23 protein-coding genes are annotated in these 25,648 nt (G+C 63.3%); 12 read left to right on the forward strand and 11 right to left on the reverse strand.

What is annotated here, in order from left to right; genetic code table 11:
- Nucleotides 1-27 precede the first annotated feature (27 nt).
- Complete coding sequence (locus tag VGM61_RS00450; RefSeq protein ID WP_331520723.1) at nucleotides 28-1,848, forward strand: glycoside hydrolase family 97 protein; 1,821 nt, start codon at nucleotides 28-30, stop codon at nucleotides 1,846-1,848.
- Nucleotides 1,849-1,900: 52 nt separating this feature from the next.
- On the opposite strand, the gene VGM61_RS00455 is transcribed toward VGM61_RS00450, so the two are convergent.
- Both VGM61_RS00455 and VGM61_RS00460 read right to left on the reverse strand, forming a co-directional pair.
- A complete protein-coding gene (locus VGM61_RS00455) occupies nucleotides 1,901-2,605 on the reverse strand; it encodes a glutathione S-transferase N-terminal domain-containing protein (protein ID WP_331520724.1) in 705 nt (234 codons plus the stop codon).
- A gap of 21 nt (nucleotides 2,606-2,626) precedes the next feature.
- Nucleotides 2,627-3,682 carry an NAD(P)-dependent alcohol dehydrogenase gene (locus VGM61_RS00460; RefSeq protein ID WP_331520725.1) on the reverse strand — a complete coding sequence of 352 codons (1,056 nt, stop codon included), beginning with the start codon at nucleotides 3,680-3,682 and terminating at the stop codon, nucleotides 2,627-2,629.
- A gap of 141 nt (nucleotides 3,683-3,823) precedes the next feature.
- Between VGM61_RS00460 and VGM61_RS00465 the strand changes: the two genes are divergently transcribed.
- The 9 genes from VGM61_RS00465 (at nucleotide 3,824) to VGM61_RS00505 (ending at nucleotide 14,265) form a co-directional block, all read left to right on the forward strand.
- On the forward strand, nucleotides 3,824-4,768 hold the full coding sequence (locus tag VGM61_RS00465; RefSeq protein ID WP_331520726.1) for an AraC family transcriptional regulator: 945 nt from the start codon (nucleotides 3,824-3,826) through the stop codon (nucleotides 4,766-4,768).
- 120 nt (nucleotides 4,769-4,888) lie between these two features.
- The gene (locus VGM61_RS00470) at nucleotides 4,889-7,663 is read left to right on the forward strand and encodes a C1 family peptidase (protein WP_331520727.1); all 2,775 of its coding nucleotides are present in this window, start codon (nucleotides 4,889-4,891) and stop codon (nucleotides 7,661-7,663) included.
- 21 nt (nucleotides 7,664-7,684) lie between these two features.
- A complete protein-coding gene (locus tag VGM61_RS00475; protein ID WP_331520728.1) occupies nucleotides 7,685-9,469 on the forward strand; it encodes a beta-L-arabinofuranosidase domain-containing protein in 1,785 nt (594 codons plus the stop codon).
- A 66-nt stretch (nucleotides 9,470-9,535) separates the two neighbouring features.
- Entirely contained in the window at nucleotides 9,536-10,027 is a 492-nt protein-coding gene (locus VGM61_RS00480) for a DUF4124 domain-containing protein (protein ID WP_331520729.1), read from the forward strand.
- A gap of 29 nt (nucleotides 10,028-10,056) precedes the next feature.
- Nucleotides 10,057-11,433, forward strand: a complete 1,377-nt coding sequence (locus VGM61_RS00485) for a serine hydrolase (protein ID WP_331520730.1) — start codon at nucleotides 10,057-10,059, stop codon at nucleotides 11,431-11,433.
- 406 nt (nucleotides 11,434-11,839) lie between these two features.
- Entirely contained in the window at nucleotides 11,840-12,451 is a 612-nt protein-coding gene (locus tag VGM61_RS00490) for an HAD family hydrolase (protein WP_331520731.1), read from the forward strand.
- Between the two features lie 232 nt (nucleotides 12,452-12,683).
- The gene (locus VGM61_RS00495) at nucleotides 12,684-13,121 is read left to right on the forward strand and encodes a cupin domain-containing protein (RefSeq protein WP_331520732.1); all 438 of its coding nucleotides are present in this window, start codon (nucleotides 12,684-12,686) and stop codon (nucleotides 13,119-13,121) included.
- Nucleotides 13,118-13,825 (forward strand): helix-turn-helix transcriptional regulator, encoded by a 708-nt coding sequence (locus VGM61_RS00500; RefSeq protein WP_331520733.1) that lies wholly within the window; start codon nucleotides 13,118-13,120, stop codon nucleotides 13,823-13,825. Before VGM61_RS00495 ends, VGM61_RS00500 begins: the two co-directional genes overlap by 4 nt.
- Nucleotides 13,826-13,833: 8 nt before the next feature.
- On the forward strand, nucleotides 13,834-14,265 hold the full coding sequence (locus tag VGM61_RS00505) for a hypothetical protein (RefSeq protein WP_331520734.1): 432 nt from the start codon (nucleotides 13,834-13,836) through the stop codon (nucleotides 14,263-14,265).
- A 19-nt stretch (nucleotides 14,266-14,284) separates the two neighbouring features.
- Here VGM61_RS00505 and VGM61_RS00510 read toward each other — a convergent pair whose 3' ends face one another.
- The 3 genes from VGM61_RS00510 to VGM61_RS00520 all read right to left on the reverse strand — a co-directional run bounded on the left by VGM61_RS00510 (nucleotide 14,285) and on the right by VGM61_RS00520 (nucleotide 16,296).
- Entirely contained in the window at nucleotides 14,285-14,635 is a 351-nt protein-coding gene (locus VGM61_RS00510) for a hypothetical protein (protein ID WP_331520735.1), read from the reverse strand.
- 4 nt (nucleotides 14,636-14,639) lie between these two features.
- Entirely contained in the window at nucleotides 14,640-15,812 is a 1,173-nt protein-coding gene (locus tag VGM61_RS00515; protein ID WP_331520736.1) for a threonine aldolase family protein, read from the reverse strand.
- Nucleotides 15,813-15,891: 79 nt separating this feature from the next.
- Nucleotides 15,892-16,296, reverse strand: coding sequence for a Rap1a/Tai family immunity protein (locus tag VGM61_RS00520; protein WP_331520737.1), 405 nt, complete (start codon nucleotides 16,294-16,296; stop codon nucleotides 15,892-15,894).
- Between the two features lie 162 nt (nucleotides 16,297-16,458).
- Between VGM61_RS00520 and VGM61_RS00525 the strand changes: the two genes are divergently transcribed.
- Together VGM61_RS00525 and VGM61_RS00530 are read left to right on the forward strand one after the other, a co-directional pair.
- Nucleotides 16,459-16,911 carry a hypothetical protein gene (locus tag VGM61_RS00525; protein WP_331520738.1) on the forward strand — a complete coding sequence of 151 codons (453 nt, stop codon included), beginning with the start codon at nucleotides 16,459-16,461 and terminating at the stop codon, nucleotides 16,909-16,911.
- A 4-nt stretch (nucleotides 16,912-16,915) separates the two neighbouring features.
- The gene (locus VGM61_RS00530) at nucleotides 16,916-17,734 is read left to right on the forward strand and encodes an endonuclease/exonuclease/phosphatase family protein (RefSeq protein WP_331520739.1); all 819 of its coding nucleotides are present in this window, start codon (nucleotides 16,916-16,918) and stop codon (nucleotides 17,732-17,734) included.
- Here VGM61_RS00530 and VGM61_RS00535 read toward each other — a convergent pair.
- The 6 genes from VGM61_RS00535 to VGM61_RS00560 all read right to left on the reverse strand — a co-directional run bounded on the left by VGM61_RS00535 (nucleotide 17,667) and on the right by VGM61_RS00560 (nucleotide 25,123).
- Nucleotides 17,667-18,581, reverse strand: a complete 915-nt coding sequence (locus VGM61_RS00535) for an alpha/beta hydrolase (RefSeq protein WP_331520740.1) — start codon at nucleotides 18,579-18,581, stop codon at nucleotides 17,667-17,669. The two genes, VGM61_RS00530 and VGM61_RS00535, sit on opposite strands and share 68 nt — an antisense overlap.
- Nucleotides 18,582-19,397, reverse strand: coding sequence for an SDR family oxidoreductase (locus VGM61_RS00540; protein ID WP_331520741.1), 816 nt, complete (start codon nucleotides 19,395-19,397; stop codon nucleotides 18,582-18,584).
- Nucleotides 19,394-19,582: a hypothetical protein gene (locus VGM61_RS00545; RefSeq protein WP_331520742.1), complete on the reverse strand. Its 189-nt coding sequence runs from the start codon at nucleotides 19,580-19,582 to the stop codon at nucleotides 19,394-19,396. The genes VGM61_RS00540 and VGM61_RS00545 overlap by 4 nt, the downstream gene beginning before the upstream one ends.
- Nucleotides 19,579-21,435: a chloride channel protein gene (locus VGM61_RS00550; RefSeq protein ID WP_331520743.1), complete on the reverse strand. Its 1,857-nt coding sequence runs from the start codon at nucleotides 21,433-21,435 to the stop codon at nucleotides 19,579-19,581. Before VGM61_RS00550 ends, VGM61_RS00545 begins: the two co-directional genes overlap by 4 nt.
- 90 nt (nucleotides 21,436-21,525) lie before the next feature.
- On the reverse strand, nucleotides 21,526-21,684 hold the full coding sequence (locus VGM61_RS00555; RefSeq protein WP_331520744.1) for a hypothetical protein: 159 nt from the start codon (nucleotides 21,682-21,684) through the stop codon (nucleotides 21,526-21,528).
- Nucleotides 21,685-21,844: 160 nt separating this feature from the next.
- Nucleotides 21,845-25,123, reverse strand: coding sequence for a protease pro-enzyme activation domain-containing protein (locus VGM61_RS00560; protein WP_331520746.1), 3,279 nt, complete (start codon nucleotides 25,121-25,123; stop codon nucleotides 21,845-21,847).
- Between the last annotated feature and the right edge of the window lie 525 nt (nucleotides 25,124-25,648).

Consider the following 25,648-nt stretch of genomic DNA (forward strand, 5'->3'; position numbering starts at 1 on the left):
AGTTCGAATCGCCGAGGGAAGTTGTCGATGCAAGTTCGAACGTCCGCCTTGCTTCTCCTGGCGTTGACCACAGCCGTGTCAGCGCATGCCACCACCACGCCCCTTCCCTTCCCGTCGGATACACCGCTCAAGGCATCGCTGGTCATGGATGACACCACGGGCACACCTACCTTGCTGCTGGAAAATGCGCAGGGCAAGCCGCTGATGCAATCCCGGCTTGGTCTTCGCACCACCGAAGCCGACCTCACCCACGGCCTCAAACAAGGCCTGTCCAGCCACCATGAAGTGACCGAGCACTACACCATGACCACCGGCAAGCGCCTGGAGCGCTCGGCGACCATGGGAGAAACGCGGTTTCCTTTCACAGGCGCCAACGGCGCGAGGCTCGACGTGGTGGTGCGCACCGCCCGAGACGGCATCGCCTGGCGCTATGAACTTCCCGGCAGCAACGATGCCACCGTGCAGGGCGAGGCCACCGACTTCACCTTCCCCGAGGACACCTCGGCCTGGTTGCTGCCCTACAAACCTCAGTACGAAGGCGTGCGTTTACACGACAGCGCCTATGGCTCGCCCGTCGGCGACTTCGGTTACCCGTCGCTGTTCGAAGTGAATGGCGATTATCTTCTGGTCACCGAAAGCAACACCGATGGCCGCTACACCGGTAGCCGCATGCGCCATGGCGTGGACACCGGCACCTATAGCCTAGTGTTGTTCGATCCCTCGGCGAGCTTCCACGGCAGCACGCCGTGGCGCACGGTGATTGCCGGCGACCTTGCCACGGTGACCCAGTCCACGCTGGTGGACGACCTGGCCGATCCTGCCAGATTCACCGATACCTCGTGGATCAAACCCGGCAAGGTGGCATGGTCGTGGTTGAGCGAGCACCAGAGCCCGGGCGATGTCGAACGACAAAAGGTGTATGTGGATTTCGCCTCGCGCAACCACCTGCCGTATGTACTGGTGGATGAGGGCTGGAAAGACGCCTGGATACCGGACCTGGTGAAGTATGCCAATGCCAGGCATGTGGACATCCTGCTGTGGTTCCGTTGGACCAACCTTGATACCGAAGACAAGCGCCAGGCGATCCTGCCGAAGGTCAAGGGCTGGGGGGTGAAGGGCGTCAAGGTCGATTTTATGGATTCCGACTCGCAGGCGCGCTACCAGTGGTACGACGCGATCCTTGCCGACACCGCGAAATTGCACCTGATGGTGAATTTCCACGGCGCTACCATCCCGCACGGCCTGGCCCGCACCTGGCCGCACATCATGAGCATGGAAGCGGTACGCGGTACCGAGAACGATCCGCCGGTATATCCCAATACGGTGCAGCCATTCACGCGAAATGTGGTGGGCTCCATGGATTTCACCCCCGTGGCGTTCGACGCCGGCCCGATGATGGCGTCCATCGCCCATGAAACCGCATTGTCGGTGGTGTTCGAGTCTGGCTGGCAACACCTGGCCGATAGCCCCGAAGCCTACGACAAGCGTCCCAGTGCGCTGGCGTTCCTGGATCAGGTGCCTACCGTATGGGACGAAACGAAGCTGCTTTCGGGAACACCCGGCAAGGACATCGTGATTGCCCGGCGCAGCGGCAAGCGCTGGTTTATCGGCGGCATCCGTAGCGGCGCCGGCGAAACCCTGCGGCTACCCCTGGCGGCGCTCGGCAAGGGCGACTGGCTGATCGATACGATCGAAGACACACCCGGTGAAGGTCGCGGCGATGTGATCCACCGCGATGTGCACGGAACCAGCAATACGCTGGATTTCGCCGTGAAGAAGGATGGCGGCTTCGCCGCGGTGGTTTGCCCGGCCAGCGCGGGTCGCACAAGCTGCTACGACCCGCTCTAGCCATACGGACGGCCAATCAGCCACGCCCGGCCTTCATTGCCGGGCGACCGGCTTATCCGCGGGAGGGAATATCCAGGCCGCGCTGCACCGCCGGCCGTGCCAGGCCGCGGTCGAGCCAGGCCTTGACGGCTTTGAAGCTGTCGAAACCCACCAGCTCACCGGCTTCGTAGAAGCCGACCAGGTTGCGCACCCAGCCCAGCAGGCTGATGTCGGCGATGGTGTATTCGTCGCCCATGATCCACTGGCGGTTGGCAAGCTGTGTCTCAAGCACACCCAGCAAGCGCTTGGATTCGGCTACGTAGCGATCACGCGGGCGTTTGTCTTCGTACTCGCGCCCGGCGAACTTGTGGAAGAAACCCACCTGGCCGAACATCGGCCCCACCGCTGCCATCTGGAAGAATACCCACTGGATCGTCTGGTAGCGGGCGGCAGGGTCGACCGGCAGGAACTTGCCCGTCTTCTCCGCCAGGTACAGCAGGATCGCGCCTGATTCGAACAACCCGAACGGCTTGCCGCCCGGACCGTCGGGATCGACGATCGAGGGAATCTTGCCGTTCGGATTGAGCGAAAGGTAGGGCTCGGTCCAGGTCTGGTTCTCACCGATATTGATGTAGTGCGGCTCGTACGGCAGCCCGGTTTCTTCCAGCATGATCGACACCTTCACGCCGTTGGGGGTGGGTGCCGAATACAGCTGGAGCAGGTCCGGGTGTTTGGCCGGCCAACGATTGGATATGGGAAACGCGGACAGATCAGCCATCGATATTCCTTCGGTTCTTTATCAGGCGTCCATCGTAGCCATGTCGATCACGAAACGGTACTTCACGTCGTTCTTCACCAGCCGCTCGTAAGCCTCGTTCACCTGGTTCATGGCGATCATCTCAATATCGCTGACGATGCCCTTCTCGGCGCAGAAATCGATCATTTCCTGGGTCTCGGCCATGCCGCCGATGCCCGAGCCGGTCAGGTGCTTGCGCCCGAAGATCAGGCTCGCGCCCATCACCGGCGGATCGAGCGCGGTAATGACACCCACCATCACCATCGTCGCGTCGCGGCGCAAGAGGGCCAGGTAGGGATTCGCGTCGTGCGACACCGGGATGGTGTTGAGCAGGAAGTCAAAGCTCAGCGCGTGCTTTGCCATTGCATCGGCATCTTTCGACAGCAACACTTCGTCAGCACCCAGCCGCTTTGCATCCTTGCCCTTCTCAGGCGAGGTGGTGATCATCACCACGTGCGCGCCCATGGCCTTGGCGAACTTGATGCCCATGTGGCCCAGGCCACCCAGGCCGATCACGCCGACCTTCTGGCCGGGGCTGACCTTCCAGTGGCGCAGTGGCGAATACGTGGTGATGCCCGCGCACAGCAGCGGCGCCACGGCTTTGAGGTCCATGCCGGCTGGAATCTTCACCACGAAGCGCTGCTCGACCACGATAGCTTCGGAGTATCCGCCAAAGGTAAGGCGGTCGCTGTTGCGTTCCTTCGAGTTATACGTCCATGTGGCGCCACCGCGTTCACAGTACTGTTCAAGGTCTTCCTTGCACGCCGAACACTCGCGGCAGGAATCCACCATGCAGCCGACGCCTGCGAAATCGCCCACCTTGAGCTTGGTGACCTTCGAACCCACGGCCTTGACCCGGCCGACGATCTCGTGGCCCGGCACCATCGGGAAGAGTGCGCCGCCCCAGTCGTCATGGGCCTGGTGCAGGTCGGAATGGCAGATGCCGCTGTAAAGAATTTCGATATGGACGTCGTTCTCGCCCGGCTCGCGGCGTTCGATGCTGAACGGAGTGATCGGCGAGGTGGGGCTCTGGGCGGCGTAGGCGCGTACGGTGAACATGGCTTGGCTCCAGTGGGGATGGCAGGACCTCACCAGTGTGGCCCTGGCTGTCGCCGCCGCGAATCCCCGATCCTGCCCGATTCTTGCCTGATCCTGCCCGAAGCACTCCCACGCGAAGCCGATCGGGTGCAAAATCCCGCCATGCAGAATGTCGATACCCTTGACGATCTCTCAGCGGAGCTTGCCGGCCTGATACTGCGCCACGCGCCGATGGATGGTGACCACGAGCCGGGCCTTCCTGGTGTCACGCTCCACCGTCATGGCCATATCCGCGACCTGCCCTGCTGCCTGGCCCGCCCTTCGCTGGTCATTGCAGCGCAAGGCGCCAAGTGCGTGGAAATCGGCGGCCTGAGCTACGAGTACAACGCTTCGCATTGCCTGGTGACCACGCTGGACCTCCCGGTGATGTCGCACGTGACCGTGGCGTCGGCGCAAGCGCCATACCTTTGCATGGCCCTGGCACTGGACCTTCGCCACATCACCCGGATGATGGCCGAGATGGGTCAGCCTCACCCCGCTGCCTCGCCGCTGGGGCGTGCCATTGGCGTGAGCCGCCTGCAGCGGCCGTTGCTCGATGCTGCCGTACGCCTGGCCCGGCTGATGGATGCCCCGGCCGACGCCCCGTACCTGGCGCCGATGGTGGAGCGCGAGATCCTCTACCGCCTGCTCAGCAGCGAGCACGGGCCACGGCTGCGCCAGCTCGCCGCGCGCGATACGGGATCCAGCCGCGTCGCCCGCGCGGTGGAGTGGTTGAAGGAGCACTACCAGCAACCGCTGCGCATCGATGAGCTATCGCAACGCTTGAACATGAGTGCCTCCACCTTGCACCACCAGTTCAAGTCGGTGACATCGATGAGCCCGCTGCAGTACCAGAAGCAGCTGCGCCTGCACGAGGCGCGGCGATTGCTACTGGCACGCCGCCTCGATGTCGGCTCCATCGCCATGCACGTGGGCTATGAAAGTCCCTCGCAGTTCAACCGCGAATACAGCCGCCAGTTCGGTGCGCCGCCGCTGCGCGACGTGCAACGCATGCTCACCGCGCACGAAGGCTTGCCCGCGCCTACGACACAAGCAGTAGGAACGTAGACCGTTCGGGCCGTTGCGGCTGAACGGGCATCGGCGCAGCATCGGTCGGGTCGCAACGTTCGGAGCACTGCCATGACGCTGTTATTGCGGGCAGGATCGAAGGGACCGCAGGTAGCAAACTTGCGCAGGCTGCTTGCACAGGCCCTGGGGCCGGCGGCAGCGGGATTTCGCAGCCTTGCCACAGGCTCGGATTTCGACGCCGTTACCGACGCCGCCGCGCGCGCCTGGCAGGCGGGCAAGGCACTGGTGGCCGATGGTGTGATCGGGCCTTACTGCCAGCAATTGCTGGGCATGACCAAGCCAGGCGCCATGGCGGTGGACCTGACGGTGGAGAACGTCCAGCACCTGTTCCCAGCCACGCGCGGCTCGAACATCCGCCGCAACCTGCCCTACGTGGCGGCGGCTCTGGATGCCACGGGCCTGCGTGACAGCCCGATGATTCTTGCCGCGCTCGGCACCATTCGCGCCGAGAGCGAGGGCTTCGTGCCGATATCGGAATTCCCTTCGCGCTTCAACACCCTTCCGGGCCAACCACCTTTCAGCCAGTACGAAGGCAGGAAAACCCTCGGCAACAACCAGCCCGGCGATGGCGCCCGGTTTCGCGGCCGCGGCTTCGTGCAGCTTTCCGGCCGCGCCAACTACACCGAATTCGGCAAGCAGCTGGGCATCGACCTTGCCGGTAACCCCGAGCTTGCCAACGCACCTGAAGTGGCGGCGGTGCTACTGGCAACCTTCCTGGCCTCCAAAGCCGCGGCCATGCGGCGCGCGTTGACCCTGGGCAACTTCGCTTCCGCCCGCAAGCTGGTCAACGGCGGCAGCTTCGGCCTGGATAAATTCGAAAGCGTATTCACACTGGCTAAATCGCTCCCGGCCCCAGCAGCTGCACCGAAGGCCGGCGCCGGCGCCACGCGTGGCAGGATGCGCGCAAGCTCAAGGCCGCTCAATGCCAGCAAGGACCCGGTCGACATCCAGGATCGCCTTTACACGCCGCCGCCCACGAGCCTTGCCGCCTGTTACCCCGACGACGCCACGGTCGCCGCGTTCCTTCCACGCTATACCGCGGCGGGGCTGATCCTTGACCAGGGCAACGAAGGCGCCTGCACCGGATTCGGCTTGGCATGCGTGATCAACTATCTGCGCTGGCGCATCCACAAGGAACCGGCGACATTTACGTCGGTGAGCCCGCGCATGCTCTATAACTTCGCGCGCCGATACGATGAATACGCGGGCGAGAACTACGAAGGTTCGAGCTGCCGTGGCGCACTGAAAGGCTGGTTCCACCATGGCGTATGTCTGGCGACGGACTGGCCGTACCTCGCCGGCAAGGTCACCACGCCGAACCTCGGCTATGTCGAACGCGCCGCTGACAGCACCTTGGGCGTCTATTACCGCATCGACATCAAGTCGATCACCGACCTGCAAGCTGCCATCGCGCAGGTCGGCGCCATCTATGTGTCCGCCAACACCCACCGCGGGTGGCAATCGGTCCCCACGCTCAAGAGCCATGTCAATGAGCACCCGGACCTTCCCGTGATAGCTTTTGACGGCACCCCAAGCACGACCGATGGACACGCATTCGCGCTGGTCGGATTCAACACCAAAGGCTTCGTGCTACAGAACTCCTGGAGCAAGCAATGGGGTGGCGGCGGCTTCGCCGTGCTCAGCTATGGCGACTGGCTGGCCAATGGCATGGACGCCTGGGTAGCGGCGATGGGCGTACCAGGCGTGATGCAGGGGCAGATCGTCGGCGACAGCAAGGGTGGTGGCGGCAAACGCGCGGGCCTGGACAAATCCCAGTGGTGGGACGAGGCCACGGCGCTCGAGCACAGCGTGATATTCAAGGATGACGGGCGCGTGGACAGCTACGTTACCCAGGACCACCTGAGCATCAACCTGCAGTACCAGGCGGCGGTATTGCCCGATCAATGGTTCCGCACCGCCGGCGCGCGAAAAAAGCAGCGTCTGGTGATCTACGCCCATGGCGGGCTCAACGACCAGGCGGCGGCGATCACGCGGGCCCAGGCGATGGGGCGCTATTTCATCGGCAACGGCTGCTACCCACTGTTCATGGTGTGGAAGACCGGGCTTTGGGAAACCCTCGGCGCCCAGTTCGGGAACCTGTTCTCGCCAAACGAAGGCCCGGCCGCGGCGGGGCGCTGGACCGACGCCACGGACCTGGTGATCGAACGCGGGCCCGGGCGCCTGGCTGGAAAACCCATCTGGTCGGACATGAAGACCAAGGCGCTCGATTGCAGCCTGCCCACGCGCGGCATGGAGCAGCTCGCCGGCGCGATCGCATCACTGGCAACGACATGGCCAAAGCTTGAAGTGCACGTGATCGGCCATTCGGCAGGATCGATCTTCCTGGGTTACCTGCTCGACCTCCTGGCGCAGCGCAGGCTGGATGGCCATGTGGCATCGGCGCACCTGTATGCACCCGCCTGCACCGTGGCGTTCGCAAACCAGTACTACGCCACGCACGATGCGCTCATGCACAACCTCTACATCGACCTGCTCTCCGACCGTAACGAGCTGGACGACACGGTAGGCCCCTATCGCAAATCCCTGCTGTACCTGGTATCCAATGCCCTTGAAACGGACGTCCATACGCCGATTCTTGGCCTTGCAAACGTGATGGATGCCTCCTACACGCAATGGGACGGCACATCGGTTACCGACGCAGCGCTACGCGCGTGGCGCCGCGCGGCAGACGATACCGGACTTGCCGACCGCACCCGGCCGGTCATTGCCCCGACCGTACCCACCCGGCGTGGCAAGGTCATTCCCGCGTCCCATGGAAGCTTCGACAACAACACCACGGTGGTCGGCCGCAGCATCTCGCGCATCATCGGGGCAGATCTTTCCATGCCCGTGGACGATCTGGAAGGCTATTGAGGATCGGCGTAAGGTCGGGGGATGACATTCGATCCGCACCGCCGCACGGTACTTAAATTCTCCGCATTCGCAGGAGCCGCAGCCCTGGCCCGCCCGGGCATGGCCTTCGTGCCCACCGGCGCCGCCTTGCCTGCGCTGGCCGAGCTTGGCTACACGCAGGTCAAGCTCACCGGCCCGCTGGACGACCAGGGCCGAGAAGCCCACCGGCTGTTGATGGGGATGGATGAAAATTCCCTGCTGCGACCCTTCCGCCTGCGCGAGGGCCTGGCTGCCCCCGGCGAGGACCTCCCCGGCTGGTACGGCACCTATGCGTTCGCGCCCGGCGCCAACTTCGGCCAGTGGGCCAGCGGCCTGGCGCGCTACTACGCGATCACCGGCGATGAAGCCACGCGCGCCAAGCTTGGCCGGTTGGTAAAGGGTTACGCCGACACCGTGGGGCCGGAGGGCAAGTTCTACCGCGATAACCGTTTCCCTTCATACACATACGACAAGCTCGTCGGCGCGATGGTGGATGCCCGGCGCCTGGCCAACGACGGCAACGCCCTGGCCGCGCTCAAGCGCAGCAACCATGCCGCCATGCCCTACCTGCCGGCGCACGCGGTACCACGCAACGAGCATGCCCTTCCCGGCGAGGACTTCAGCCAGCACGCCTGGGATGAGAGCTACACCATTCCTGAAAACCAGTTCCTGGCCTGGCGCCTCACCGGTGACCCGCTGCACCGGCGCCTGGGCCAGCGCTTCCTGTACGACGATTTCTTCGGGCCGCTGGCCCGCGGGCACAACGTGCTGCCGGGCAAACACGCATACAGCCACGTCAACGCGCTCAGTTCCGCCGCGCAGGCCTACGCCACGCTTGGCGACGCAAAATACCTTGCCGCGGCACGTCACGGCTTCGATTTCATCGATGCGCAAAGCTACGCCACCGGCGGCTGGGGCCCGGACGAACACTTCGTGCAGCCGGGCACCGGCGCACTGGCCGCGAGCCTGGTGACGCAACACAAGAGTTTCGAGACCCCGTGCGGCTCGTATGCGCACTTCAAGCTCACCCGCTACCTGCTTCGCACCACCCGCGACGCCCGATACGGCGACAGCATGGAACGGGTGATGTACAACACGATACTTGGCGCGAAGAATATCCAGGCCGACGGACACGCCTTCTACTACTCCGACTACACCCGGCAGGCAGAAAAAACCTTCCATCCCGATCGCTGGCCGTGTTGCTCGGCAACGCTTCCGATCGTTGCCGCCGACTACCGCATCAGCACCTACTTCACCGATGCCGGTGGCCTTTACGTCAACCTGTACGTACCTGGCGAAGTCACCTGGCGCCAGGGAGGCCACGATGCGCGCCTGGCAGTGGACACCGCCTACCCCTATAGCGGGGCCATCGGCATCACCGTGGACACCGCCACCCCACAGACCTTTGCCCTTCGCCTGCGCATCCCGGCCTGGGCCGATGGCGCCAGCCTGAAGGTCAACGGCAAGGCGGTGCCTGCCGAGCCGGGCAGTTTCGCCGAAATCAGCCGGCAGTGGCGCGGCGGCGACCGTATCGAACTGGAGCTGCCGCTGGCGATGCGCCTGCAGGAAATCGAAGATGGCCATGGGCAGAGCGTGGCCTTGCTGGCTGGCCCGCTGGTACTGATGCGCATGATCGACGATCGCGATCTCGCCACCACCCGCCGCGACCTTTTGATGGCGAAGGAAAGCGGCCGCGGCCAATGGCGCTTGCCCGACGGCAGCCGGATGAGCGTCTTCCCCGACATCACCGACCAGCGCTACCGCACCTACCAGGACGTCGTGGGATAGCGGCTGCAAACCATGCCCCGCGCCATGCGATGATCGCCCCACGCAAGGGTAAGGCGAGGGGCGCGGATGGGTCGGTGGCGGGTGTTGTTCCTGTTGGGGCTGGGTTTATCGGGCATGGCTGTCGCGGCCCATGCCGACATCTACCGTTGCAACCGCAACGGCCAGGTGTCGTACCAGCAGGTGCCTTGCGAGGCCGGCTCGACCAACGGGCGGCTGCAGGGTGAAAGCGCCCCGTCACCACTCCTGGGCTGTTACGAGGTGGCCTCGCAACCCGGTATCCGCCTCACCCGCCGTTCCGAAGACGACTACGTGATGACCGGTGGTGGCACTGCCGCCACGCGCATGCGCCCGGCCACCGCCGATGAACGCAAGGAAGTGGGCCAGGCCTACCATCTGGTGGTGGCTGAAGGGGTGGTGATGCAGGATGATGCCGGGGATATCTCCCACGGGATCTACCACGGCCAGAACGCTGAGCGCGAGGACGTCTTCTTCGCCCACCTGCCGTTTGCCACCGGGCTCATCACCAAGCGCACTACCTGCGACAGCAGCACGCCATGACGCCATAGCGCACGACACAGGGGAACACGATGACGGAGCCGTCGCTGCCGGTGGGAAGGATCGTACTGCGCCTGCTTGGCCTGGCCATCGTTGCACTGGTGGTGCTGGCGGCCTGGAAGCGGCCGGATCGTGCGCTGAACATCGCCATGGCCAGCGCCGCGGAGACGCTGTGCAGCGGCGTGTTCATTTCCCACCTGGAAGAACCGCGGGTGTTCGCCGAAAGCGTGGCCTCGCAACCGGGGCTGCATCCGTTGCTGCGCGGCATGAAGACGGTCGTCGATGGCAACACCGTCACTGTGCGCTGGCACGGCGGATTCGAGGCGAAAGCCACCTACTACCCTGGCTATGGTTGCGCACTACCGTTGCGCACACCTTCGGCGGCGACGCTCGCGGCGGCGCGGGCAGTTCCAGGTTCGTCCGACGACACTCCCATACAGCCGGGCGATGCCGCCATGCAGGCGGCGATGGCTACCGCCTTCGCCGAACCTAAGTCAGGACCACATCGCAACGTACACGCCATCGTGGTGCTGCACCGCGGGCAGATCGTCGCCGAACGCTACGCCGACGGCTTCACCCCCGACACGCCGCAGATCGGATACTCACTGAGCAAATCCGTCGTACACGCGCTGGTGGGCATCCTGGTGCGCCAGCACCGGCTGGACATCACCACGCCGGCACCCGTTGCCGCATGGCGCGATACCGCCGATCCGCGCCATGCGATCACCATCGATCAGCTCCTGCGCATGGAAAGCGGCCTGGATTTCCCCGAAGCCGACACGGGCTTCGATCCGGTATCCCGAATGATGTTCGCCACGCGCGACATGGCGGCGTACGCGGCCTCAGCACCGCTGGCCGTACCACCGGGTACCCGATGGGAATACACCAGCGGCAACACGCTGGTCGTCTCGGGGATCATCCGGGACACGCTAGGCGGCGGCGCTCCCGCGTTGCTTGCCTTTGCCCATGTGGAGTTGTTCAAACCGCTGGGCATGCATCACGTGCTGATGGAATTCGACGGCGCACAAAGCCTGATTGGCTCGACCCGTGTCTATGCTTCGGCCCGCGACTGGGCGCAGTTGGGACAGCTTTACCTCGACGACGGCATGGCAGGCGGCGGCCGCATCCTGCCCGAGGGCTGGGCCGCATCCGCCGGCAAGCGCACGCTGGGCGCGCTGTATGGCTCGGGGTTCTGGTCGAACGTGGGTCCCGGCCATGAATCCATCGATGGCTTCCCTGCAGATGCCTATTTTGCCTCGGGCAAGGACGGCCAGCGCGTGGTGATCGTGCCTTCGAACCAACTGGTGATCGTGCGGCTGGGCTCCACGGTGGATCCGCCCAACTACGACATTAGAGGGCTGGTGAAGCTGGTGGCCGATGTGCGCGCTGCCTGCTGCAAGGCTGAGTGAAATCCACCGGAAACTTTCCGACCATTCCGATGGATTGTGCTGATGCACGGCGTCATCATGTCAGCGCTGCCCGACCACGGGCAGCCGGGCGTGGAAGCCCGCTGTCCAGCAACACCGTCACACCCCGTGGCGACATCCGCATTCCGCTTATGGCGGCGTGCCAGGTAGGCTGCGGCCTAGCCGTTCCCTGGATACGGACTTCCACCCTGGCACGCCCGCCACCTTACCGGCATTGCTGAATCAGAGCCCCGACGGCAGTCGGGCTCTTCCCAGGTACTGGCCCCCGCACGCTAATATTTCGGTGAATTTGGCTTACACAAGCCGCACACACCCTGATAGGGACGGAGCATCCCATTGGTGCCAACACAATGGATAACCGGCCCCTCAACTATCAGACAACGTATTTATGAATATCGCACTATTCGATTTCGATGGCACCATCACCACTCGCGCATTGTTCGCCGACTTCATGCGCTATGCCGTGTCGCAGCCACGCCGACTCGCGGGAAACATTCTCTTCATACCACTGATCCTTGGCTACAAAATGGGCTTGGTATCGGGAAACCGGATACGCGCCCGTGTCGTCCGGTTCGGATTCCGCGGTGTGCCGGTGAAAGTGGTGAGCGCGAAGGCACGCACTTTTTGCACCGAGGTGGTCCCCGGGTCGATTCGTCCGATGGCTCTGGCTCGCATCCGCTGGCACCAGGAGCGAGGTGACGAAGTAGTTGTAGTCTCTGGTGCCCTCGACATCTACCTGGAGTATTGGTGCCGGGATCAGGGATTGGAACTGATCTGCTCGCGCCTGGAAGAGCGTGACGGCGTTCTGACCGGCCGTTACCGGGAAGCCCAGTGTGTCGGCGAAGAAAAGCGCCGGCGAATCAACGAACGCTACGACATGGAATTGTTCGAACATGTGTATGCGTATGGCGACACGCGGGATGATGAAGAGATGCTCGAATTGGCGCATACCCGTTTCTTCCGCTGGAAGCTGGTCGATGGGACCGCGTCGTATGGGTGAGACAACGAGACCTGTCGCTCTGATCCCCAATTTTTTCCATTGCCCCGCAACGACATAAAGCGCGTGTTCGTCACATGCGCACCCGGCGTTACCGCGTTGCGCACAAGGCCTGCTGCCAACCCATCAGTATCGATGTGATCTTTCATCCGTAGTTTCTACGGATAGGCAGGGCGCGCTCTTCTATGGATAGTAGGGCGAGCACCACCCTTCAAGCAGTCAAACAGGATGAATTTTGAAAGCAATTTCAAATTTTCGCGCCGCGCCGATCGCGGCCTGTAACGCCCTTCAGAAGTTGTCCAGCCAAGTGGTTCACGATCCCGCCGTTGGCATTCGCATAGCGACCGTGCTGGAAGATGCCACTCGCTCGTACTACGCGACCGAGATCGCGCCAGGAAAATCGGTAACTCCGCACTACCACCGCCAAGGCGATGAGCTTTACATCATCTTCAGCGGTAAGGGGGTGATCAGAACCTGGCAACCCGACAGTGCCGCAGACGTAGCAAAAGTCCAGGTTGAGCACGGCGATGTATTCAACATCCCACCGGGAACGGTCCATCAACTGGTCAATACCGGTACGCAGCCACTGGTCCTTTTGTTCGCGTGTCCACCCCAGCACCTAAGTGAAGATCGAGTCGTTCCGTCTCCTTCTTCTTCAGAGGAAGTGTCATGACGCGTGTGGTAGATCCCTCACTGCGCATGCTGTTCGACCAGATGCCTGGGCTATGGGGCTGCAAGGATGAAAACTCGGTTTTCATGTACGCCAATCCTGCGTATGCGAAGGCAGTTGGTGTCAAGCAACACCAGGATATGATTGGGAGTACCGACTTCGATACGCCTTGCGATACGGCAGCCTGCGCGGGCTTGTTCCAGGCGCAGGACAAGGAGGTCATGGTGAGTACAAAGCCACTGAAGATCCTGGATATCCATCCTTTTGCCGGCGGCGAATGGTGTGCCTATCTCTTCACGAAGACCCCCTTGATTCAGCAAGGAGAGATCATTGGAACGATCTTCCATGGCATGGATATCACGTCCGCTCGTACGTTGGAACTCGGCTCGCTTCTGGGTCGGATTCGAGCAGGAGCCGGGCGGGAAGGACAAGTCAGTTATCTGGTGGGCGATCAGGCCGGATCGGTTGACCTTAGCCCTCGCGAAGCGGAAGTCCTGTTTTTCCTGATTCGAGGGAAACGGGTGAAAGACATTGCTGTCCTTCTGGATTTGTCGCCACGGACCATAGAACAGCATGTAGCGACGTTGCGGCACAAATTTTCTGCCACTTCTCAATATGAGCTCATTGATCAAGCCATTAACAGCGGTTATCTGGATTACATCCCAGAGCGTCTATTCAAGCAGCAGATGTCAGTAATTGTTCGCTAGGATTTATCATGTACTCGCCCAATGACACGGAAGTCCACCGCGCCCTCGAGGTTCTCACAGGCTACGCGGTGCAGCTGCAGGTTGCGCTTCGGCGTTGCATCCGGTCGTACGCGATGGCATCTGCCGGCGAGACGCCCTCGCTTGAGCCACGGGACCTCCGCCGGCAACTGGGCCGCCTGCGTGAGTTGATGTTCCAGGCCCATCCGGCGGGCAGCGACATCCTTCGCCGTTTCGAAAACTGGCGCGAAGACGTTGACGTGGCAAGCGTGCAACGCGATTTCCTTGTCTTACGCGCCAGCCGAGGGGTGGCGCATGGCCCTTCGTTATTCGAACTCACGCGCGCAACGGTACAACTGGAACGCGATACCGCGCGGATCAAAACGTGGGAAGACGCACTGTCCCTCGCGCTTCTTCCAAAGACAGCAGGCACGGCGGGCTGATATCAGCCGCCCCAGGCTTTCAGGCCCATCGAACGAGCAAGGCCGTGACGGCCAGTACGGGAAGCACCACCAGGCCGACAACCATGGCGAAACAACCACCTTTGCCTCTGGCGCCGCCGGCACGGGCACGCACGTGATGGCCATGGGCTGACGTGCGATTGACATGCCAGGTGCTGTGGCAGGCGTCGCAGTAGAACTGCGTTTTTCCGCTCCGCCATGCCTCGATGGTGCGGCTCGTGTGGGTCGTAACGGCGTGGCAACGCTTGCACCGAAACGCCCGCTCCTTCGGCATCTTCTTGGGCCAGAACCTGATGACGGCGCCGATCACCCCAACCACCACCACGATAAGAACGATATCGCTCAGGGTCATGGCATCAGCCCGCGAATGCCCGCGCGATCGCCTCAGGACTACGGCGAACGAGCGTCTCGTTGAATGTCAGCATCAGGCGACCATCCCGCAGCCCGCCAACCAGGATATCCTGCTTTTTGAGCCGCTCGGCAAGCCCGGCCTGGCGCGCAGGCGCCACGGCCAGAAAGTGGATGTTGGTGCCGTTGGGTACACGCTGAACTGTATAGCCGTCGATGGAACCAAGCGCGGCCAAAAGCTTCTCGCCAGCCTGCCGCACCTTCGAGAAGCGCTCGGGGAATCCCTGCAAGGTGTCCAGCGCCAGCAGTGCCGGCATCCAGCCGTGATAGATCAGTCCACCAAAGAGATGGCGCAACTCGCGCGCCTGGGCCATCTGCGCCCTGTTTCCCGCCAGCACGGCGCCAAAGGGAGCGCCCAGATACTTATAAAGCGAGACATACACGGTGTCGAAGAGCGCCGTGTATTTTTGCACCGTGAACCCGTCGGCGCCGATATTGAGCAGCAGCCGCGCACCGTCCAGGTGCATGCCGATGCCCTTGGCGTGCGCGGTGGCGGATATCTGCTGGGCCAACTCGTACGGCACCATCTCGCCGTCGCAACGGCGCACTGGCGATTCGAGCGATATCGCACCGACCTTGATCGGATACGGGCCATGCTCGGCATCGTCGATGGACTTGTTCACTTCATCCATGGTCGGCGACGCCTTGCCTTCGGCCAGCGGCACCAGGTTGATGCCGCTGAGCGTGGTGACCGTATCGGCTTCGTCACGGTAGACATGGCTTTCGCGCTGCACCAGCGCGTGGCGATGCTCGCCGCAAAGCACCCGGATGGCAATGTGGTTGGCCAGCGTGCCCGTGGGCATGAAGACTGCGTCTTCCTTGCCAAGGAGGGTGGCGAAGTGCTGCTCCAGTTCCTCGACCGCGCCGTGCTGCAGGTAGCTGTCGGTGACCACCTCATGCCCGCTGCCGGGCGGGCTGGGCCGCGCGGCCAGGAGCTTGTCCAGATGCGCCACCGTATCGCGGTTGTAGCGCGGGACATTGTCCCCGCGAAGCACCACCGCATGGTCGATATGGTCCGGATCAGCCCGGGTGGCGGCAAAGGCAGCGGCTGGCAGGCCCAGCCCGGCGAGCGCACTGCCGGCCACGGCCGAATACAGGAATTCCCGACGGTTCATGACCATGCCCGGTTGCCCCCTGGATAGATTGCCGCCGACCATAGCAGCGCGGCGGGCACGCCGCCACGGCCAGAGGCAACGGTGCTCAACGACCCTTGCAGGGGTAGGCACGGCGCAATGCGTCGCGCACCACGGCGGCCGCGGGCTGCGCGCCCAGCCCTGGATTGGCGGCAAAGTAGGCCTGGACCACGCGTATCAACTCGCCCGAGCGCTGCGCGGGAGTCGGGCAGGCTGTCGTCCCCTGCACGGCATCAGCCACGCCCTGCACATAGGCCATGGCCACACCGTCCCCACCATCGGCCGTGGGCGCTGCCTGCATGGAAAGTTCAAGCGCGTGCTCAAGTTCGCTGGCGTAGCGGTAATAGGGACGATCCGGGCCACTGAACGGCAGCGTTGCCGATTGTGCGTGTGCTCCGCCCGTGGGCCATGCCGCCAAGGCAAGGCACGATGCCGCCAAAACCCGTCCCACCTTGCCCGCTGCCTGGCCCATGGCGCTCTCCGAAGGATCCCGGAGGCGGGATCTTGCGGGACATCGTGCCAGCTTCCGGCCCCGGACGCCCGCGGAACTCCCCGTCCTGAATGCCGTCCAACGTGTTCACGTGCACGCCCCGCTGGTCGGTGCGTTAATAGCGGCATCCTGCGGAGCCCCCTCATGAAAGTTTCCCCGTTCCTCGCCGCCTTCGCCTTCTGCCTCTCCACGGCGGCTGCCGCGCAGTCCGCGAACAAGCCACTGAACCTCAAGCTGCCGCCTTCGGACATCCCGGCCTCTTCGGCCACGGCGCCGGCCAGTGCCTCGACCTCGGCCAACGCCAATGCCGCCGTGCACGCGAAGGATCCCCCGGGCACGTACTACGGCGACCACAGCGGACGCATGGCCGTGGCCGACGAGACCCCTGTCGATCGCTGCGACGATGCCACCTACAACCAGCCGCAGGTACACGGCAGTATCGAGACCGGCGTGGTGGGCGGCAGCCATATCCGCGGCGGCAGTTACCAGGGCGGCGGCGTTACCCTGTCGCAGGCCTTCGGCAGCTGCGATCATCCCACCGGGGGAGTCAGCATCTCGGTGGAAGGGGTGAACAATAACTTCCACCACGGGCGGTGAATCCATGCGCGTAGCCTTTCTGGCGGTACTGCTTGCCTTTATTCCCGCGCTTCATGCCGAACCGTTGAAGGTGATGACTTTCAATGTGCGCCTTCCGGTGGCGTCGGACGGACCCAACCGCTGGGAAGCGCGACGCGACCTCTTCGCCGATACCGTGCGCAAGGCCGATCCGGACGTCTTCGGCACGCAAGAGCTGTTCAAGCTGCAGGGCGATGACACCGTGCAGCGCCTGCCGCAGTACACCTGGTTCGGCCGGGGCCGCACCGGTGACGACAGCGACGAGCACATGGGCGTGTTCTACCGCAAAGACCGCCTGAAGGTGCTTCAATCAGGTAATTTCTGGCTGTCCGATACGCCGGACGTGGCGGGCAGCATCACCTGGGGCCATCCATTACCGCGCATGGTGACATGGGCCCTGTTCCAGCGCCTGAGCGACGGCAAGAAGTTCTACCTCTACGACACCCACCTGCCCTATCGCACGCAGGATGAAGACGCCCGCCTGAAGGGCGTCACCCTGATCATGAAGCGCATGCAGGCGCTGCCGAAGAATATCCCGTTCATTCTTACCGGCGATTTCAATACCGGGCCGGAAAGCCAGGTGCATGCGGTCGTGGCGGCGAAGCTGAAGGACGCCTGGGACACGGCACCTTCCCGAAGCGGCCCGGATAAAACCTTCCAGAACTTCACCGGGGTTCCCGACCGGCGCATCGACTGGATCTTCTACCGCGGCGTGAAGCCGCTCAGCGTGGAAACGGTCACGACGTCGAAGGATGGGCGATATCCGTCGGACCATTTTCCGGTGCTGGCGACATTCGAGCTTTAGCATCGTCAGCCACGGCCTTGATCACTACGCCTTCGTCCAGGATTTCATGACCCTTGCCGGGGATGATCAACATCGACGCATCGAAACCGCGTGCCTTGGCCTTGGCCACGTAGTCACGCGCGTACACGGGCAAAGCCAGTGGATCGTCCGAGCCTGAAATCGCGGTAATGGCCACGCCGGGCTTCATCTGGTCGAGCGTCTGCAGCGGTGACAGGCTGCGGACGGGAAACAGCCATACAGGGCTCGTTTGCAGCTTGGCCATGTGCTTGCGGAAGGGCGGCACGTCGCAGGGGCACGCGGCCAGGTACACATGCTGCACCAGTCCCGGGCTAAGCGCGGCGATGTTCGCCGCCATCGTGGCGCCGCCGGAATGCCCCAGCAGCAGCACGGAGGGCGCATGGAAGCGTGTCTTGAGCTCGGCGATGGCGTCGGCCAGGTCCTTCACCGCTTCGGGCGTGTAGTTATCTCCCGAGGTCGACCCATGCTCGCCATCGGAATGCGCACCGTAGGCATCGGTGTATCCCGGGCGTATCAGCGCCACCACGCGCGCACCAGGCGCCGCATTGGCGATGTCCGCCGCCACGCCGTACTGGTAGCGCGGATGAGCGAACGGTGCATCGCCGTGCAGGATCACCACCAGCGGAGCCGATGGATTGAGTTGGCCCTCAAGGTGCATGCGGCCAACGATGCGGTGGCCTTCGGCACCAGCGGTCACAGCGTCGCCGCCTGCCTTGTCGGCAGGAATGATCGGCGCGAACGTGCCGCGCACGGCGACCATCATGTAGGCAAAGTACAGCACGAACAGCACCAGCAGGACGACCACGCCCAGGATGATTTTCTTGCGCATCTAACGCCCCTTGAAGCGATCCATCGTGTGATACACGCCAAAGACGTGGTCGGCGACCCAATCCCATGCGCGCAGCGGCAGTATGCCCTTCGCGATTTTCCCCAAGGTTACCGTCCAGGGCAACATCAACAGGGGCCGACCGGCCAGCATGGCGCGCCAGACACGGTCCACCACGTAGTTCGGCTTCATCACCGGCGTCATCAGCGGACCGCGCGCGCCTTCGAACATGCCGGTGGAGACATAGCCGGGGCACACGGTCGTGACCTTTACATGATCATGCCCAGCCTGGATCAATTCCAGTCGAAGGGAATCGCTCCAGCCCACGGCAGCCCACTTCGAGGCGCAATAGACGCTCATGCGTGGATTGGACACCGTGCCCGCCGCCGAGGCGATGGTGACGATGCGGCATTCGCGCCTGCTTGCCATCATCGCCGGAAGGAACCCGGCGGTGATGTACATCGGAGCCAGCGCGTTGATTTCCATGGTCAGGCGCGTATCGGCAGCGGTGTGCTCCCAGAAGTACTTCCCACGCACAATGCCGGCATTGTTGATGATGATGTCCGGATCGCCGACGTCCTTGCGCACGCGGTCGGACGCCGCAACGATGGCGTCAAGGCTGCCGATATCCACAAGATAGGGCGCCAACCGAACGCCGGCATCCTTCAGCGCAAGCACCGTGCGCTCAAGCTCCTCCTGGTTGATATCCCAGAGGATCACCACGGCGGCACCCTCGCTCACCGCACGCTCGGCGTAAAGACGCCCCATGCCCATCGCTGCACCGGTAATGAGGATCGTCTTTCCCCGGATGTTTTTCATGGGCCGTCCTTGATCGGACGACGATCATAACCCTCCGGCGGCATCGGGCCATCCTGGCAGGCCCAGCACGGCATGGGCACGTGGCAGCCCACTTCCTCGTCGATCACCACCACCTCGCCGGTACCGTGGCAAACCGGGCACGAAGGCTGGGCGGGCTTGTCGGTTGGCAGGGCCTTCGATGTCATCGTTGCTTGCGCTCCCGGAAACGGAAATGCCGCGACGCCTCGCGTGCCGAACGCAAGCGGTGCGCATGGGCGGCCAGGAGGTCGCCACGCGTGATGATACCCAGCATTTTCATCGGAACGCGCGGGTCGACGACGATGAGCCGCCCCACCCCGGCTTCCACCATGTGGTCGGCGGCTTCGCGCAGCGAGTGATCCGCACGCACCACCAGCGGTGGACGCCGCAACAACGTGTCCAGCGTCACTTCGTCTGGCCGCGCCGGATCGAACAGGTCGCGCCGCGTGAGCACGCCCAGTAGTTCGCCCCCCTGGTTACCAAGGATGGGGAAGCCCTGGTGCGAGGCCTTCTTGCCACCGGTGGCAAGCCATTGGCGGACTTCACCCAATGTCTGGCCGGCCTTGAGACTCACTACATCGCGTGAGCAGGCGTCGCCCACATGAACCTGGTCCAGGAAGTCGGCGCTGTATTCCGACGGCACACGTACGCCGCGACGCACGATCTTCTCGGTCATGATGGTGTTGCGCATCATCAGCCCGGATACCAGGAAGGCCGCGGCGCATCCACCGAGCAAGGGCAGCAGGCCATGGGTCTGCTGGGTGGTTTCGAACGAAAACACCACGGCAGTAAGGAACGCCCGCGATGCACCGGCGAACATCGCGGCCATGCAGACGAGGGCTGCCAGTTTCGGATCCACGCCCAGCCACGGCACATAGGTGGCAAGCGCGATGCCTATCGCACCGCCCAGTGCACCACCGATGGTGAACAGTGGCGCCAGCGTGCCACCGGATGTACCACTGCCCAGCGCCACCGACCACGACAGCAGTTTCATCAGGCAAAGCGCGAGCATGGCGCCCATGCCGATGCCGCCGCTGAGCACCAGGGAAATGTTGTCGTAGCCCACGCCGAGCGTGCGCGGCATGAAATAGCCCACGATACCCACCACCAGTCCGCCGATGGCCGGCCACCACATCCAGTGGATGGGCAGGCGCTCGAAGGCATCCTCGATGCCATAGGAAAGGCGTGTAACGCCCACGCTCGCCACGCCCACCAGCGCGCCGAGCGCGACATAGGTGGCAAGTGCGACGAGGCTGGCCGACTGCACGGTCGGCATGGGGAATACCGCGCCCGCGCCGTCGAAGTACACGTGCATGCCCGCGCCCACCATGGCGGCCAGGGCCACCGGGATCAGCGAACGGGCGCGGCGTTCGAACAACAGCAATTCCACCGCCAGCAGTACGGCCGCCACGGGCGCGGCGAACACCGCCGCCATACCGGCTGCGGCACCCGCGGCAAGCAGTGTCTTGCGTTCGTCGGCGGTGACATGCAGCCATTGGCCAAGCAGCGAACCGAGCGCACCGCCAGTGGCGATGATCGGGCCTTCCGCACCGAACGGGCCGCCGGTGCCGATGGCCACCGCGGACGACACCGGCTTCAACCAGGTGATGATCGGCGGGATGCGGCTGTCGTTGCGCAGCACCTGCTCCATGGCTTCGGGAATGCCGTGGCCGCGAATGGCGCGTGAGCCGAAACGCGCCATCAAACCCACCACCAGGCCGCCCAGCACCGGTATGCCGATAGCCCATACACCAAGGGTGTTATGGGCGGGGCTGGTGAAGTCGGTGCTGATGCGCCCGTAGTAAACCAGGTTGGTGACCAGGCCGATCAGCCCGGTAAGCCACTGGGCCACCAGCGCCACCAGGGCCGCCAAGACGATGCCCGTACCGGCGATCCAGGCCACACGCCAGTCCAGCGGCCGGAACTGGCGCGGCATGTGAGCAGCAGCAAGGGTCGGATCCAGCGACGGGGCGAGCGGAACCGCCGCACGGGTGTGCGGACCGGGTGGAAATTCAGTCATGAGGGGAAAACCGGAGATGTCAGCCGCAGAAGGTTACGCGGATGCAGGCTCCGTAGCTGGCTGGAACTTAAACGGCGTTGCCGGGGGGATTTATTGCAGCGCGCGAAGCGGCGCGAACATGATCGAGGCGAAACCACCCATGGTGGCCATGCCCGCGACCAGCGCCCAGACCAGCACGATCAGCGCAACGCGGCCCAGGCCGCGGAAGGCGGCTGCGGTACGGTGAGCGGCGGCGTGAAGCGTGGTCATGGGATTATTAGACGCCTGGGTACCTCACGCCGCAAGGCCCGGAAGGCATGGCCTCCTGACAGCCTGGAGCTGGTCGGCAGCGGCATCGGGCTTCTCACGCCGCCGGGATGAGCCAGACAAGACAGGGGCCGGGTAAGCCCGGCCCCTGATTTTTCCCAACCTAGAGTGACGCGCTGGTGCTGGTCACGACTAGGCGCCTGCCGCCCTGGATGCGACCGGCCTGCACGACCTGCCCAGCCGGCACCACTACCGCCTTGCCAAAGGCATCGGCGACCTTGGTGGACTGGAAGTTCGTGCCCGTTCCCTGCCAGTCGACCAGCTTGCCTGCTGCGTTCTGGAACAGAAGATCGGCCACGCCGTCGCCGTCGTAGTCGGCGATTGATACCAGGTTCAGACCCGCCGGCACGGCCTTGGCTTTCTGTGTAACCACCTTGAACCCGCTCAAGGTCCACCAGGCCACCTGGCTGGTGGTCGGGTCAGACCAGATCAGGTCCGTGGTGCCATCGCCGTTGACATCGGCCGTGCCAAACAGCGAGAAGCCCGCCGGGTGGTCGGCCAGGCGATGCGCAACGTAACCGCCTTGCTGGTTGCTGATCCACAGATTCACGCTGTTATCGCTTGGGCTTGTCCAGACGATATCGCTGTAGCCGTCGTTATTGGTGTCGGCGAGCGTCGGCGTGGCGCCTTCGATACCGTCGACCGGTGCGGACACGTTGGTCACGATGATGTCGTTCAACGTGGTCTGGTCAAGATCCAGCGTCCACCAGTACAGCTGGGAACTCTGCGTATCGAAGAACAACAGCTTTTGGTTGCCACTGGCATCGTTGACGCCGCCACCGATGAGCTTCCATGTCGTCGGCACGGGATTGGACACGGTAAACGGGAAGAACCCGCCATTGGCCGTGGACACCCAAACGTGCAGCCTGTTGTCCGGCTCCACCAGTACCACCTCGCCGGACTTCAGTGACAAAACATCCAGGCCCGGCACGAAATCACCCACCGCGCCGACCGAAGCGCCCACATCCGTCGGTTGCGTTACTTCGTAAAGCTCAACGGCGCCTTTCATGGCAATGCTGCGCAACTGGCCCTTTACCGGATCCATCGTGATCACGTCGCTATAGCCATCATTGGTGAAGACATCCCCCAGCGAAAGGAAATCGTACGGCACGGTGTACCCGCGCTTGTACGGTGCTGCATAAGCTGCCACCGCATCGGCGAAATTCGCCGCGTTGATCGAACCCAGGCCCGTGGCAAGGCTATAACCCGGATTGGTCTTCCATGCCGGCACCAGCTTCTGGCTGGTCGGATTGCCACCGTCGACGATGCCGAAAGTGTTGCCGAGGTTCCGGCCACTATCGCAATTCACCGAGCCGGACCAGCACGGCTGCACGATGTCACCTTCGGTAACATTGTTGAACACGCAGGCACTACCGACACCGGCGCCGTTGGTGGAATTGCAATCGGTCACGTCCTTGGCATTGGGTGATCCCACCGTGCCGAACTCGCGCGCGGCAATGGTGTAGACGGCCGGCAGGATATTGCCGCTGCGCTCGCCGGCTACCTGGTTTACCAGGGCCTGCACGCCAGCCATGGCCGGTGCCGCGAATGAAGTGCCGCCGGCACTGTTGGCGAACACGTTGTCCGGGTTGGTGAAGTCGCAGGCCGTACCGCCTTCGTTGGCGTCGGACATGCAGAACACCAAAGCATGGCTGAAAATCCCGTTCGCCGAGAACAGGGAAATATCAGGCAAGGTGCGCGAGGTGTGGTTGAAGGAACCATAGATGCCCACCTGCGATTCGGGTTGGGCGAACAACGTGCTGGCACCACCGCCACCGCCGCCTATCTGCAGGAAGTCCTCGCCACGACCGACGCTGTCGTTACAGGCGGTCACGCCATCCTTGTAGCCGAGCAGCGTGTACAGGTGGCTGGATGCGCAGCTGTTGTTCCAGGCCATTTCAGGGATATAGCTGATCGCCGACTGGTACAGCGGCAGGTTGCTGCTGGTCCAGTAGTCGGCAAGGTGGTCGCGGTCGTTGAAATCGGTGCCGCCCACGGCCACGGCCGAGGTCGATGCCGCCATGCCGTTCACTTCCGCACCACCCTGGGATGCGAACAAGCCGCCCTGATCGCATTGGGTGGAACCGCCATCACCGGTGGAGACGAACACCGTCACGCCTTCAGCCGCGGCTTCCGACCAGAAGATGTCGGCAAGGCCGGCATCGCCTTCATCGGCCATCTCGCACGAACCGTAGCTCAGGCTCCAGATGGTCGGGGCTGGCAAACCACCCTGCCCGGTGCCGCCGAGCAACTCGGCAGCGGCGGTGAAGGCGCCGAAGGTAGCGCCGAGCGCGTTTATGTTGTCGGCGCACGAAGCCAGCAGGATGTTCGCATCGGGTGCTGCAGCGCCGGCCCACTCCGCGTCGAGTGCTGCCTCGCCCTCGTCCCCATTGATGCCTGGATCGGCGCACACGTCGCCGTGGCCGTCGCCCGGATGCACATACGCCACCACGCCTGTCGCGTCGGCGGGCAGGAAGGCCTTGCGGAAGTTCGCCACGTCCTGCGGCTGCACGTTGGTGCGTTCGAGCACGGCCACGGTCTGGCCGGCGCCACGAATGGGTGTGCCACGGCCCCACAGGCCATTGACGTTATAGACCTCGTTGAAGTCCGCCGGCACCATGTCATAGGTGGTGTTCGGATCCACCGTGCCCGGTGGCACCGTGAACTGCGGCGCCACCTTCGATGCCGCCTTACCCCACTTGCCGGTTTTCCGATTGAGCGCCAGTTTGCCGATCGCCGTGTGCTGGGGCTTGGGGAAGAAGTTATGCAGCGATGCCACGCCCTTCACTACAGGCGTCAGAGCCGCCGGGATCTGTTGCTCGGAACTGTTGGCGAAATGTTCCTCGCCGTCCACCGTGTACCTGTGCAGGCTGGTATGGAAGGCCTTGTTCAACGCGGCCGGGGTACCTGAAAAGAACACCATCATGCGGTCGGGCGTGGCCCTGGTCACCTTCAGGCCCTGTGATGACAACCACTGTGTCACCTTCGATACATCCTCTGTCGCCGGCCCGAACTTCTCGCCGATCTGCTCTTCGCTCAGCCAGTGATGGAAATTCGGCGAAGCCGGGTTATTAAGGTCATGCAGGTAGCTGCGGAACGCCTTTTCCCGATCATCGCTGCGTTTCAGGACCAGGGTGATATTACTGATCGCCTGGTTGGCCGGTAGCGCGCCCTGATCGTATTTCGCCAGCGCCTGGCGGGGCATGGAACCGGGCACGCGTGCCAGGCTGGTGTTGTCGATGCTTTTGGTGAGCTGCGGCGTGGCCACTTTCGCCAATGTGTGCGCGGTGATGTCGAACGTCTTTGCCTGCGTCGCCGGAATCAGCGCGCAACTTGTCGTCAGGCCCGCTATTGCGAGCCAGATGCTTGCCCTGCGTGACATGGAGGATCTCCCTAAGCGTTGGATGGATACAACACCTGAGCCCCCCGAAAGGCTCCCCCTGGCACTGCAAGCACGGGGCGTTCAGTGCACTGCACTATCCGCCGATCGTCGGGAAGAAACATGAGCCAGTTCTCATTTGAACGTTTAGACGTCCAAACATGCCGATGGTCATGGATGTAATTTCTTGCGCTTCCCGCCGCCCATAAGGGGTCAGTGCTCAATAAGGGGTCAGAGTCATATCAATGTCACAACCAGCACACCTCACCAGGGACGTGGCAGTCCGTAGCGGCGATAAATGACTCTGACCCCTAATGGTTGCTGTGTTGCACTGCATCGGAATTTTTTGCGAACTGTTTGGCAAAAAATGATGGTGCGAAGCCTTAATGTCTCATTTAGTGCGGTTTATCACGATTGAAACTTAATCGTCACGCCGGTGGCGTGGCTGCGTAACCTGGATTTCTTACGTTGAATGTCTTGCGAGCCCGGGAGGGTGCCGCGGCATGCAATCACCCGTAACGCCGTCCC

It is taken from the genome of Pinirhizobacter sp. (assembly GCF_036499745.1).
Lineage (GTDB): Bacteria > Pseudomonadota > Gammaproteobacteria > Xanthomonadales > Rhodanobacteraceae > Pinirhizobacter.